The sequence below is a fragment of the Agrobacterium sp. 20P9.1.2 genome (genome assembly GCF_057799395.1).
Genome location: NZ_JBYOKI010000001.1, coordinates 1,022,225 through 1,035,430, shown reverse-complemented (window position 1 = coordinate 1,035,430; position 13,206 = coordinate 1,022,225). Strand labels below are relative to the sequence as shown.

General features: G+C 57.1%; 12 protein-coding genes. 6 read left to right on the top strand and 6 right to left on the bottom strand.

The features are described from left to right. Positions 1–9: 9 nt before the first annotated feature. Positions 10–1,500, bottom strand: coding sequence for a leucyl aminopeptidase (locus AC27VJ_RS05115; protein ID WP_488683194.1), 1,491 nt, complete (start codon positions 1,498–1,500; stop codon positions 10–12). A 274-nt stretch (positions 1,501–1,774) separates the two neighbouring features. Here AC27VJ_RS05115 and lptF point away from each other — a divergent pair, with 274 nt between their 5' ends. The 6 genes from lptF to rsmA all read left to right on the top strand — a co-directional run bounded on the left by lptF (position 1,775) and on the right by rsmA (position 9,519). Further along, positions 1,775–2,944 carry an LPS export ABC transporter permease LptF gene (gene lptF, locus AC27VJ_RS05110; protein WP_488683053.1) on the top strand — a complete coding sequence of 390 codons (1,170 nt, stop codon included), beginning with the start codon at positions 1,775–1,777 and terminating at the stop codon, positions 2,942–2,944. Further along, positions 2,941–4,029: an LPS export ABC transporter permease LptG gene (gene lptG / locus AC27VJ_RS05105; RefSeq protein WP_488683052.1), complete on the top strand. Its 1,089-nt coding sequence runs from the start codon at positions 2,941–2,943 to the stop codon at positions 4,027–4,029. Before lptF ends, lptG begins: the two co-directional genes overlap by 4 nt. After that, entirely contained in the window at positions 4,029–6,410 is a 2,382-nt protein-coding gene (locus AC27VJ_RS05100) for an LPS-assembly protein LptD (RefSeq protein WP_488683051.1), read from the top strand. Before lptG ends, AC27VJ_RS05100 begins: the two co-directional genes overlap by 1 nt. Positions 6,411–6,705: 295 nt before the next feature. After that, positions 6,706–7,650 (top strand): SurA N-terminal domain-containing protein, encoded by a 945-nt coding sequence (locus tag AC27VJ_RS05095; RefSeq protein WP_488683050.1) that lies wholly within the window; start codon positions 6,706–6,708, stop codon positions 7,648–7,650. A 16-nt stretch (positions 7,651–7,666) separates the two neighbouring features. After that, entirely contained in the window at positions 7,667–8,686 is a 1,020-nt protein-coding gene (pdxA, locus tag AC27VJ_RS05090; RefSeq protein ID WP_488683049.1) for a 4-hydroxythreonine-4-phosphate dehydrogenase PdxA, read from the top strand. Continuing rightward, positions 8,686–9,519: a 16S rRNA (adenine(1518)-N(6)/adenine(1519)-N(6))-dimethyltransferase RsmA gene (gene rsmA / locus AC27VJ_RS05085; RefSeq protein WP_488683048.1), complete on the top strand. Its 834-nt coding sequence runs from the start codon at positions 8,686–8,688 to the stop codon at positions 9,517–9,519. The genes pdxA and rsmA overlap by 1 nt, the downstream gene beginning before the upstream one ends. Positions 9,520–9,528: 9 nt before the next feature. Here rsmA and vapC read toward each other — a convergent pair whose 3' ends face one another. The 5 genes from vapC to mltG all read right to left on the bottom strand — a co-directional run bounded on the left by vapC (position 9,529) and on the right by mltG (position 13,074). Continuing rightward, the gene (gene vapC / locus AC27VJ_RS05080) at positions 9,529–9,927 is read right to left on the bottom strand and encodes a type II toxin-antitoxin system tRNA(fMet)-specific endonuclease VapC (RefSeq protein ID WP_113086865.1); all 399 of its coding nucleotides are present in this window, start codon (positions 9,925–9,927) and stop codon (positions 9,529–9,531) included. Then, positions 9,927–10,160, bottom strand: coding sequence for a type II toxin-antitoxin system VapB family antitoxin (vapB, locus tag AC27VJ_RS05075; RefSeq protein ID WP_488683047.1), 234 nt, complete (start codon positions 10,158–10,160; stop codon positions 9,927–9,929). The genes vapC and vapB overlap by 1 nt, the downstream gene beginning before the upstream one ends. Before the next feature lie 73 nt (positions 10,161–10,233). Continuing rightward, on the bottom strand, positions 10,234–10,905 hold the full coding sequence (gmk, locus tag AC27VJ_RS05070; RefSeq protein WP_488683046.1) for a guanylate kinase: 672 nt from the start codon (positions 10,903–10,905) through the stop codon (positions 10,234–10,236). A 4-nt stretch (positions 10,906–10,909) separates the two neighbouring features. After that, entirely contained in the window at positions 10,910–11,797 is an 888-nt protein-coding gene (locus AC27VJ_RS05065; RefSeq protein WP_488683045.1) for a YicC/YloC family endoribonuclease, read from the bottom strand. 56 nt (positions 11,798–11,853) lie between these two features. Continuing rightward, positions 11,854–13,074, bottom strand: a complete 1,221-nt coding sequence (gene mltG, locus AC27VJ_RS05060) for an endolytic transglycosylase MltG (RefSeq protein ID WP_488683044.1) — start codon at positions 13,072–13,074, stop codon at positions 11,854–11,856. Positions 13,075–13,206 lie beyond the last annotated feature (132 nt).

Sequence of the window (13,206 nt, the reverse complement as noted above, 5' to 3'; positions counted from 1 at the left end):
CGTCACTCTTCAATCCTCATAATGCGCGCGAACGAGTTCGTTGAGCAGACGCACGCCGTAACCGGAGCCCCAGGACTGGTTGATTTCCGTCAACGGTGAACCCATGGCCGTTCCGGCAATATCCAGATGCGCCCAAGGTGTTTCGCCCACGAAGCGCTTGAGGAACTGCGCGGCGGTGACGGAACCGGCCAGGCGGCCTGCGCTGTTCTTCATATCGGCAAATTTGGAATCGATGATCTTGTCGTAATCCTTGCCGAGCGGCATGCGCCACAGTCTTTCCTGTGTCGTGTCGCCCGCGCTCGTCAAGCGTTCGGCCAGTTCGTCATTGTTGCAGAACAGGCCCGCCTGAAGATTGCCGAGTGCCACGGTGATCGCACCGGTCAGCGTCGCCAGATTGATCATGAACTTTGGCTTGAAGCGATCATTGGTGTACCATAGCGCATCCGCCAGCACGAGGCGGCCTTCGGCATCCGTATTGATGATTTCGATGGTCTGGCCGGACATGGAGGTAACGATGTCGCCCGGGCGTTGCGCATTGCCATCAGGCATGTTTTCCACAAGGCCGATGACACCGATGACGTTTGCTTTTGCCTTGCGCGCCGCCAGCGTGTGCATGAGGCCGGTCACGGCTGCAGCGCCGCCCATATCGCCCTTCATGTCTTCCATGCCAGCGCCGGGTTTAAGCGAAATACCGCCGGTATCGAAGACCACGCCCTTGCCCACGAAGGCGATCGGCTCATCTTTCTTGGAGCCGCCCTTCCACTGCATGATGGCCAGGCGCGGCGGGCGAACGGAGCCCTGAGCCACGCCCAGAAGCGCGCCCATGCCAAGCTTCTTCATTTCCTTTTCGCCAAGAATTTCCACCTCGACGCCGAGCTTTTTCAGCTCCTCTGCCTTTTCGGCGAATTCGACAGGGCCCAGAACATTCGGCGGCAGGTTGACCAGATCGCGTGCGAGAATCACGCCCTGCGCTTCGGCTTCGGCTGTTTCGAATGCCTTTTTCGCCTCGTCATGAACCGCCGTCACGATGATGACATCGACGCTCTTTGGTGTCTTGTCTTCGTCGGACTTCTTCTTCGTCTTGTAGGTATCGAAGCTGTAGGCGCGCAGCAGCAGGCCGAGGGCGAAATCCGCTGCGGATTTTGCATCCACTTCGATGCCAAGTGCATCCAGATAGACGACAACCTTTTCAGCCTTCTTGAACTGCGCAGCAGCCGTTCCACCGGCACGCAGCCAGTCATGCGCCGTCAGCTTGGATGGTTTTCCCAGACCGATGACGACGATTCTGTCAGCATCGGAACCCTGCGGCGCCAGCACATCCAGCACGCTCATGGACTTGGCGGCAAAGCCTGCGACCTTGGCCGCCTTGGTCAGCACACCGGCGGGATCGACCTGCGCCTGACCGGCGGGCGCATTTTCGCCTGATACCTGCAGCAGAACAGCGCTGGCGTTTTCAAGGGAAGCGGAATTGGCAAAGGATATATCGAATTTGGCGGACATGTTCTCGCTCATCAATCTAATTCAGGATGCGCCGGATCATGGCTTTTTCCGGCCCCAGCGCAACCCTGCAATCCAATCCCGGCGTGTCAATTTTGTGAATCACTTATGCGGGGGTGAGAAAAATCCGCTTTAACAAAAAGACACAGGCATCAGAAAAATTGCCGCAGAAAACAGATTTGTGTGCGCTGCGGAGTCGCCATCATCGATTGTTGCAGCTAGATAGGTGCAGTTCCCGCGGGGGGAACAGGCACGAAAATACCGTATCAGGGACTGAATGACGCTTCTTGAACGATACATATTGCGACGCACGACGCAGATGTTTCTGGTCGCGCTGCTGCCCGTTCTGGCCATTATCTGGACGATTCAGGTTCTTCAGCGAATCAATCTCGTCACCGATACCGGCCAGTCCATGGGCTCGTTCGTCACGCTGGCAACCATGTTGTTGCCGACGCTTATTCCGGTCGTTCTGCCTTTCGCCCTCGTCATTGCCATCACCCAGACGTTGACGGCGATGAATACGGATTCGGAGCTGGCGATCATCGATGCGTCGGGCGCACCGCGCTCGATCATCTTCAAGCCGATTCTCATTCTCGGTGCCGTGCTGAGCCTCGTTTCCTTCGGCATCACCAATTTTGCCGAACCGCCTGCCCGTACCGCCGCACGCCAGATGGTTGCTGCGGCCTATGCGGACCTGCTGTCTTCCGTCATCGAGGAAAAGACCTTCCGCACCATTCAGGATGGTCTATATGTCCAGATCGGCGAACGTCAGGGCCGTATTCTGCGCGGCCTCTTCGTGGCAGACCGGCGCGACCCGAATTACGATCTCATCTATTACGCCAAGGAAGGCATGATCGATGAGGGTGGCACTTCGCTGACCATGCGCGATGGCGAAGTCCAGCAGAAGACGCCTGATGGCAAGGTCTCCGTCGTTAAGTTCCTGTCCTATGCCTTCGACCTGTCCACCATGTCGGAAAAGTCGGACAATGAACCGTCTATTTCATCCAGTGATGCGAGCCTGGCATTCCTGCTCTCGCCGGATGAAAATGTGGATAGCTACAAAAAATCTCCCGGTGGCTTCCGTTCGGAACTGCATCGCCGTCTCGTGGACTGGATGTTCCCCTTCGTTTTTGCGCTGATTTCGCTGGTCGTGGCGGCGGATGCCCGTTCACACCGTGAAGCACGCATGCACCCAATGGTCGCCGCTCTGCTCACGGCCTTCATGCTGCGCTGGCTCGGCTTCTATTTCACCAATCAGGTCAAGCAGAACGCCGCCTTTATTCCACTGGTTTATGCAGTGCCTGTCGTTAGCGGCGGCATTGCCTGCTTCGTGCTGCTCACGGGCAAGAAGCTGCACATGCCACGCGCCTTCGGCAACATGCTGCAAAATATTCAGAAGCGCCTTTCTCCGCCAAAGGCATCCGGCTCTGGAGGGCAAGGCGTATGATGTTCGGCACCCTCGCCCGCTATTTCCTCAAGCGCTACGCCATGACGACTTTCTGGTTCCTGCTTGGCGTCTCCGCAATCATCTTTCTGGCCGACTTCAGTGAGACGGCACGGCGCATGTCCGGTCTGCCCGGCTATTCCGTTCCGGCGGCACTCGGCCTCACCGCGCTGCGCCTTCCGTTGATCCTTCAGCAGACGGTGCCTTTCATCGCGCTTTTCGTTGGCATGACGACCCTCATCTCGCTGAACCGCCGTTATGAACTGGTGGTCACGCGCGCTGCGGGCATTTCCGCATGGCAGTTCATTCTGCCTTTCATCGGCGGCGCGGTTCTGCTCGGCATCCTTTCCATTACCGTCCTCAATCCGATCGCGGCCTGGGGCGAAAGCAAGTCGCTTGCCGTGGAAGCCGGATGGCGCAACGAAGGCGGTGCATCGCGTCAGCAGCAGGTTCTGCCATGGTTGCGCCAGAGCAGCGGTGGTCAGGATACGATCATCGGCGCCAAGAGCTTCGAAGACAACGGCACCCTGCTCAAGGATGTGGTGCTGATACACCTCGACAAGGCTGGCAATATCCTCAAACGGCAGGATGCGAAGTCGGCTAAGTTGGAAGATGGTTACTGGCTTCTTAACGACGTTGCAGAGATCACGCCGGGCCATGTGCCAACGCGGGAAGCGACGGCGCGAATCAGTACCAATCTGAGACAGGAATTTGTTCAGGAGCGCCTAACACAGCCGGAAACCGTTGCTTTCTTTGAGCTTTCTCACAAGATCGAAGTCGCGCAGTCCTTCGGCATCTCTTCGAAAGCGCTTGAGACGCAGTATCACTTCCTGTTGTCCATGCCTTTTCTTCTCGTGGCGATGACCTTGATTGCCGCGACTGTTTCATTAAAGTTCAGCCGTTTTGCACAGTCTCGTTCAGTGATTCTGGGTGGAATCGTTTCCGGCTTCGTGCTTTATGTAGTAACCGTGCTCGTAAGGGCATTCGGGAGTAGCGGCGTTGTCCCTCCCTTCGTTGCGGTCTGGGTTCCAGTTGTCGTGGCGTTGGCTTTGGGTGCAACCATTCTGCTTCATCAGGAGGACGGCTAGTGGCGGTATTTGACCGCGGGAATATCGGACGGCTGGCGACAGCCCTTCTGACTGGGGCTGCTGTGTGCGCATATGTGGCAACCGCTTCCAGCGTTTTTGCTGAAGACGGTGTCATCGTGGGCGACCCACAAGACCAATCAAAACTCCTGCTTACAGCAAATGAACTGACCTATAATCGTGACGCGGAGCGCGTTATCGCGACCGGCGGCGTGCGCATGCACTATTCCGGCTACCGCATGGTGGCCCAGCGCGTCGAATACAATCAGTCTACGGGCCGTGTGCTTGCGCGCGGCAATATCGAATTGATCGAGCCCGGCGGCAACCGCATCTATGCAGATGAGATGGATGTCACCAACGATTTCGGCCAGGGCTTCGTCAACACGCTGCGCGTTGAAACCACTGACAATACCCGCATTGCGGGCGAAAGCGCCGAACGTCTGTCCCAAGATGTCATGATTCTGAACAACGGCGTTTACACCGCATGTCTTCCCTGCTCGGAGCGCCCGGACAAGCCGCCTTTGTGGCAGGTAAAGGCCGAACGCGTCATTCAGGACGGCAAGACCCATACGGTGCGTCTGGAGAAAGCGCGCTTCGAGCTTTTCGGCAAGTCCATCGCCTATCTGCCGTTCATCACGGTTCCAGACAATACGGTCAAGCGTAAGTCCGGCTTTCTGTTTCCGCAGATGAGCATCACCGACAATCTCGGTTTCGGCATCGGCGTTCCCTATTTCCAGGTGCTGTCGGACACGTCCGACGTAACCGTCACACCAACCTACTACACCTCGCAGGGCCTTCTGCTCGAGGGTGAGTTGCGCCAACGTTTCGAATCCGGATCGCATACTTTGCGTGCGGCTGGCATCAACCAGATGAACCCCCAGGACTTCGACCCGGGCACCAGCGATGCGCTGAACGACACGCGCGCCATGATCGCCTCCAAGGCTGAGTTCAAGATAAATCCGCGTTGGACATTTGGCTGGGATGCCATGGTCCAGACCGATAACAACTTCTCACGCACTTACGGCCTCAAGGGCTATAAGAGCGACGTGCAGACAAACAAGCTTTATCTGAATGGTCTCGGCGAGCGTAACAACTTCGATGCCAATGCCTATTACTTCAACGTTCAGGACAACGACGATTCGGAAATCGAAGAGCGTAAGCAGGCGATTGTTCATCCCGCCGTCGATTATCGTTACTTCCTGCCCGATCCCGTCTATGGCGGTGAACTCTCGCTGACGACAAACTTCACCAGCCTTACGCGCCGCACTCAGGACGCCTACAATCTGGGTGACTCTGTTCGCTTCAATGGTCTTGAAGGCACTTATACGCGCCTTTCCACAGAAGCGGAATGGAAGCGCACATTTACGTTTGACAGCGGTCTCCTGCTGACGCCTCTTCTCGCTGCGCGCGGCGATGCCTTGTGGACGGACATGTCCGCAAACAGCTTTACGTCAGGCGGGTCGCTTTACGGCTACAACAGTTCCATCAATGACGACGCAAGCATGCGCGGCATGGCGACGCTTGGTCTGGAAGCCCGTTACCCGATCTTGTTCACGGCACCGCACAGCAACCATGTGATCGAGCCTATCGCGCAGATTTTCGTTCGTCCGAACGAATCTTATGCCGGTGAAATTCCCAACGAAGATGCTCAGGCCTTCGTGTTTGATGCCACCAACCTGTTCGAACGCGACAAATTCTCTGGCTTCGACCGCATTGAAGGCGGTACACGCGCCAATATCGGTGTGCGTTACAACGGCACATTCGATAATGGTTATGGCGTGCGCGCCGTTGCGGGTCAGTCCTACCATCTTGCAGGCGAAAACTCCTTCGCCTCCAACGATCTGGTCAATGTCGGTGCCGACTCGGGTCTGGAAACCGACCGCTCGGACTACGTTGCGATGGCAGCCATCGATGCACCGATGGGTCTGTCGCTTTCGTCCAGCTTCCGGTTCGACAAGGATAATTTCGAGGTCAACCGCTCTGAAACTGCGGTCGCTTACAATGGCAACCGTGTTTCCGGTAAAGTCAGCTATACGCAGGTCGAAGCACAGCCGGACTACGGCTATGACAGAAAGCGCGACATCATTCAGACATCCGGCAAGCTGCGACTGGATGACAACTGGTCGCTGTTCGGTGCAATCAACTACGATCTGAACAACAAGTTCTCCAGCGAACGCCGCATTGGCATTCTGTATCAGGATGAGTGCACGATCTTCACCGTCAGCTATTCGGATGAAGGCAACATCAACTCGGTGCGCGAATCCGCGAATGACTGGTCGATCAATGCCCGCCTCGCCTTCAGAACCCTTGGCGACATTAGCGTCGGCTCTGCCGGCACTGACTGGGATGATGCGGAAATTGGCTGGAAGCCGAACAATTTCTAATCTTAGTAACGGCGGGGTGAAAACTCCGCCGTTGTCATTTTACCCGACGTGATCGGCAGAGTTTGCGCTACGCCACCGTTTTGCCGCAACATATCTGCAGTGTTCGCCCGCACGAGCGATTGCCGTTTTATTTGTTCCAATGATATATACGGGCGCGTTCACGGTTAAACTGTAACAAAACGTAACTTTATCGGTTGACGAGCGGCATTATCCGCTTCATCCGATAGGGTGAGATGTTCGAAAAACAAAGTCGTGGCTGTTTGGTCAAACGACTTGTCGACAGGGAGAGAACAGGATGAATTTCGGAAAGACGGCGTTGCGCAGTGTAGCATTCGCCTTTGCGATTTTCGCAGTTCCCATGGTCATCGCGCTACCGGCCCATCAGGCCCTTGCGGCAAACGCGGTCAAGGTCGTGGTCAACAAGACGCCGATTACCAGTGACGACATTGCAAGGCGCGTCGCCTTTTTGAAATTGCAGCGCCAGTCCGGCAACCTCAACGACAAGGCGCGTGAGCAGCTGATTGATGAAGCGCTGAAGCGGGAGGAAATCGGCCGCGTCAAAATGTCGGTCAGCACTGCGGATGTGGATGCGTCATTCGCGCGTTTTGCCGCTACGAACAAGATGTCCACCGATCAGCTGACCAAGGTTCTGGCGCAGGCTGGCGTCGGTGCAGAACACTTCAAATCCTTCATCGCTGTTCAGATGAGCTGGCCACGTCTGGTCAATGCGCGCTATGGCGGCCGCAACAAGATGTCTACGCAGGATTTTGTCACTCGTCTCAAAGAGACCGGACAAAAGCCGGTGACCACGGAGTATTTCCTGCAACAGGTCATCTTCGTCATTCCCGAAGCCAAGCGCAACGCCATCACCGGCAAGCGGAAGGCTGAAGCCGAGGCATCGCGCAAGCGCTATCCCGGATGCGAACAGGCCAAGACTTTTGCAGCAACCATGCTCGATGTTTCCATCAAGGATCTCGGCCGCATTCTGGAGCCGGAACTGCCGCCAGATTGGAAGCCGCTTGTCGAAAAGACCTCCGAGGGTGGCACCACGGGCACGCGCGTGACGGAGAAGGGTGTCGAATACCTTGCCATCTGCAAGAAACAGCAGGTATCAGATGATTACGCTGCTGAAGTCGTGTTCCGCGCAGAAGACCTGACGAAGGCCGAGAAGGGCGAAAACCCGAACGAAAAGAAATACCTGGAAGAGCTGCGGAAGAAAGCCCAGATCACCAGCACCTGATGTGAAAGCCGATTTCGTGACTCTGCCACAACTGCCTCTCGCCCTCACCCAGGGCGATCCTGCCGGGATCGGTCCCGATATCGCAATCACCGCCTGGGCAAAGCGCCGGGAACTCGGCCTGCCTCCTTTCATTTTGATCGGAGACCCGGATGTCATTACAAGCCGCGCCAATCTCCTCGGGATCGCAATCGATGTGAAAGTCTGTGAGCCGGAGCAGGCACTATCCGTTTTCCCGGATGCGCTGCCCATGCTTTCCATTCCTGTCGGTTTCGAGGTACAGGCCGGACAACCGCATGTCGGCGCAGCACTGGCCACCATCAAGGCTATCGAAACGGCTGTTTCGCTGACCGTTGAAAAAAGAACGGCAGCCGTCGTTACCAATCCCATTGCCAAGTCAGTCCTCTACGAGGCTGGCTTCGGTTTTCCCGGCCATACCGAGTTTCTGGCGGACCTTGCCAGCAAGCTGACAGGCCAGACAGCCAAGCCAGTGATGATGATCGCCGGGCCGAAGCTGCGGGTGGTGCCCGTGACGATCCATATTCCGGTCAAGGACATTCCCAGCGCGCTTTCAGAAGAGCTCATCATCGAAACCTGCCGCATCGTCGCTGCCGATCTCAAAGACAAATTCGGTATCGAGGCCCCTCGCCTTGCCATTGCGGGTTTGAACCCGCATGCGGGCGAAGACGGCGCCATCGGCACCGAGGATCGCGATATCATTCATCCCGCGACCATCCAGCTTCGCAAGGACGGCATAGACGCATTTGGCCCCCTGCCCGCCGACACGATGTTCCATGATGCCGCACGCAAGCGCTATGATGTGGCCGTGTGCATGTATCATGATCAGGCGCTGATACCTGCGAAGGCTCTCGGCTTTGACGATTCCGTCAACGTGACGCTTGGCCTACCGTTTATTCGCACCTCACCGGATCACGGTACAGCATTCGGCATCGCGGGTCAGGGCATCGCCAATGAGTCGAGCCTCGTCGCAGCTCTGAAAATGGCAGCCGATATAGCAGCCCGTCAGGTAGCGTCATAATGGCAGCAATTGATGGTCTTCCGCCGCTCCGCGATGTCATCCAGCGCCACGGGCTCGATGCAAAGAAATCGCTCGGCCAGAACTTCCTGCTCGACCTAAACCTAACGCAGAAGATTGCCCGCACGGCTGGCCCTCTGGAAGGCGTTACCGTGTTCGAAGTCGGCCCCGGTCCCGGCGGCCTCACACGCGCCATCCTCTCGCTGGGTGCGAAGAAAGTCATTGCCGTCGAACGCGACAGCCGCTGCCTTCCTGCTCTGGCCGAGATCGCTGCTCACTATCCCGGGCGCCTTGAGGTCATCGAAGGCGATGCGCTGAAGACTGATTTCGAAACCATGGTGCCGCAAGGCGAGCCGGTCCGCATTATCGCAAACCTTCCCTACAATGTCGGAACGCAATTGCTGGTCAACTGGCTGCTGCCCAAGCAGTGGCCGCCCTTCTGGCTGTCGCTGACCCTGATGTTCCAGAAGGAAGTCGGTCAGCGCATCGTGGCGGAAGAAGGCGATAATCATTACGGTCGCCTCGGCGTACTGGCAGGCTGGCGTACGGTGCCGGAAATGGCTTTCGACGTCCCGCCTCAGGCCTTCAGCCCACCGCCAAAAGTGACCTCGACGGTCGTGCACCTTCTGCCGAAAGACAAGCCATTGCCCTGCGATGTGGCCACGCTAGAAAAAGTCACCGAAGCCGCCTTCGGCCAGCGCCGTAAGATGCTGCGCCAGAGTGTGAAATCCATCGGTGGTGAAGCGCTTTTGGAAAAGGCTGGTATCGATCCGACGCGCCGGGCCGAGACTTTGTCGGTGGAAGAGTTTGTTCGTCTGGCGAACTCGCTGGCTTAACTTGAGTGGTTAAACCCAATTCTCCACACGCAGCCCCGGCATCCTGACGAATTCGCGCATATTGTTGGTCACCACAATAAGTCCTTCGCTGCGCGCGTGGCCGCCAATTTGCATATCGTGCACACCGCAAGGTGTTCCAGCACGCGTTAACTCGGCCCTGATCTGTCCATAATGCGCCGCAGCCTTGTCGGCAAAGGGAAGAACGTCGAGCCTTGCGACGAAGTTCTCTATCGCGAGCAGATTTTCATTTCGCCGTGCTGATTTCTCAGCACCGTAATGGAGTTCTCCGAGCGTGATACTGGATATGCAGAGTTGCTCTGCCATCGCGTTGAACTTATCACGGAGCTCAGGCGGGTAGGTTTTCATCACATAGATGCAGATGTTGGTGTCGAGCATATATGTGAGCATCAGAAGGACTCGCGCTCCTCGCCCACCGGCTGCTCGCGATCTACCAGAAAATCCTCACTGACGCGTGGTCCGGCCACAAACAAGTCGTCCCACCGCCGACCGTGAGGAACGATGACACGTGTGCGACCTATTTTGAGGATGTCCACCTGATGAACGTCTTCTGGAAAAGCAACGGCTTTTGGAAGACGCACAGCCTGACTTTTGTTGCTGAGGAAAACCGTTGAAGTCGTCATGGAACAGCTCCGTATATCCATCTTGGATATACGTACCTCTCCAATGCGAAAAATTCAAGGTGCTGTTCCGGGATTAGCGCCCCGGAAGCGTCGGCTCTTCCTGCAACAAGTTTCTTACGAAATCGAACATGCCGTGGCGGCGATCGCGGCGTACGCGTTCGGCCTTGACGATGGCTTCGATGGCTTCGAATGCGGCTTGGAGGTCGTCATTGAGGATGACGTAATCATAGTCGCGCCAGTGCTCTATTTCCGAGCGTGAATTGGCAAGGCGCGTCTGGATGACCTCTTCTGTGTCTTCAGCGCGGCGGTGGAGGCGTGATTGCAGCTCTGTCATCGTTGGCGGCAGGATGAAGATGGAGACGACGTCCGCCTTCATCTTGTCCTGAAGCTGCTCGGCGCCCTGCCAGTCGATGTCGAACAGCATGTCCTTGCCTTCGGCCATGGCTTTTTCGACAGGTTCGCGGGGTGTGCCGTAGTAGTTACCATGGACCTCGGCCCATTCCAGCAATTCTTCGCCTTCGCGCATACGCTCGAAATCGCGCTTGGAGATGAAGTGGTAGTGGATGCCGTCGATCTCGCTCTGGCGGCGCGCGCGGGTCGTGACGCTGACGGACAGGCTGATATTCTTGTCCTTCTCCAGCAAATTGCGGGCAATGGTGGATTTTCCAGCACCGGATGGCGAAGAAATGACCAGCATCAAGCCCCGGCGGGCGATATGGACGGGTTGAATGCTGGCTGACGCCATGGGTCTACTCCAGATTTTGGACCTGTTCGCGGAATTGATCGATCACCACTTTCAATTCGATACCAGCAGCGGTTACAGCACTGGCGTTGGATTTGGAACAGATTGTATTCGACTCACGGTTAAATTCCTGTGCAAGAAAATCCAGCTTGCGCCCAACCGGCACACCGCTGCTCAAAAGCTCCCGCGCCGCGGCCACATGGCCGATCAGACGGTCGATTTCTTCGCGCAAATCCGCCTTGGTGGCAAGCAGTACCGCTTCGGCATGCAGGCGATCCCGATCCAGTCCGGCATTGCCGTCACCAATCAAAGCAATCTGGGCGGCCAGTCGCGCTCTAATCTGCTCCGGCTGTCGCGACGGGTCAGCCTCAATGATGCGGGTCAATTGCTCGATCTTGTCGATGTGGCCGGAGAGAATAGCAAACAGCGAGGTCCCCTCACGCTCGCGCATTGCCTTCAGCGCTGAAATAGCTGCGTCAAAGCCCTCAACGATATCGCGGTTGCGGGCTTCCTGCTCGTCAGCGGCCTCTTCCGGCTCGCGAAACTCCACCAGACCGCGCACGGAGAGCAAAGTGTCGAAGCTGAGCGGCGCATCGCTCACGGCATCACCCAGATCGCGTTTGAGGGCGAGAACGGCATCCAGTGCATCGCGGTTGACGACGGCTTCCATCTTGGTTTCGGAAGCAGACAGGCTGAGACCGGCCTGAATATTTCCACGAGAGAGGCTTTTGGCAGCGATGTCGCGCAGTTCCGTTTCCAGCGCTTCCATGCCAGCCGGCAGGCGCAGACGCAGATCAAGTCCCTTGCCGTTGACGGAGCGAAGCTCCCACGCCCAGCGGTAGCGTCCGCACGAACCTTCACTGCGGGCAAAACCCGTCATGGATTGCAATGTCATGAAATATACCCCCTGAAACAACCACTGCCGCTTTAGGGCGGCAGTGGGCATAAATATCAATTTCCTGTTGGCTTCTCGGCTTGCGATCCGCCCGGCTGCCCGTCCACCGCCGTTTCCGGCGTGCCGCCAGCCGCAGCCTTTTCGGCCTCGATCTTGCGCCAGCGGCGGACGTTGGCGTTGTGCTCATCCAGCGTCTTGGCGAAGGTATGACCACCGGTGCCATCGGCCACGAAATAGAGATCATCCGTACGCCAGGGATTGGCCGTTGCCTCGAGCGCTGCGCGGCCCGGATTGGCAATCGGGTGCGGTGGCAGGCCACGAATGATGTAGGTGTTGAACGGCGTTTCTTTTTGCAAATCGGACTGGTAGATCGGCCGATCGGATGGTTTACCCTCACCGCCGAAAAGACCGTAGATGATGGTCGGATCGGATTGCAGACGCATGTTCTTTTTCATGCGGTTGTAGAAGACCGACGCCACATGGCCGCGCTCATCATCCTTGCCGGTCTCCTTTTCCACGATGGAAGCGAGTGTGACAAATTCTTCGATGGTCTTGAGCGGTAGATCCGGGTCTCGACGTTCCCAGATCGACTGGATCAACCGCGTCTGGGCGGCGCGCATCTGGTTGACAACCTCTTCCCGCTTGGTGCCGCGCGTGAAGGGATAGGTATCCGGGCGCAGCGATCCCTCGGCTGGCAATTCGGCTGGCAGATCACCCTCAAGGATCGTGTCGGAGGCAAGGCGTGCGAACATCTGCTTGACCGTCAAACCTTCCGGCATGGACACGGTGTAGAGAATGGACTTGCCGGATTCCAGCAGCGCCAGAATGTCCTTCATGGATGTGTGGGCTTTGATTTCATATTCGCCGGGTTTCGGCGTCTGGCTTGGCGTCATGTAGCGGTCTGCCATCAGGCGGAAGACACGCGCATTGGAGATCGCACCCTCGCGTTCCAGATTGTTGGCGATTTCGGCAAGACCCGCGCCGTTACGAACGGTGACCGTCTTGCTGATCTCCAGCGGGCCCGGCTCGTGAAACGAATTGATCATGTAATAGAAGGCCGCAACGCCGACCACGCAGACGGCAACCACCAAAGTCATGAGGAAATTGAGGAAAATCACCACCTGGCTGTGGGCCTTGCGGGAGCGCTTCGGCGGGGCTGGAACCTTTTCAGGTCTCAAAGCCTCGGTCGGAGATTTCGGAATGATCGGGCCGCCCTTGCTCTCACTCGAGCCTTCACGTCCTTGAGGGGCCTGATTGTTCTCTCTCGTATCGCTCACCGGCGGTCCTTTTCAGTTCGGCATTACAGCGGCTATTTGAGCAGGCAATGCGGCAAAAACAGGTTCGGCAGGCTATTCTGCACTCGGTAGATGGGGAAACATCGAACACATCTTCGTTTCCAAAGACAGCGA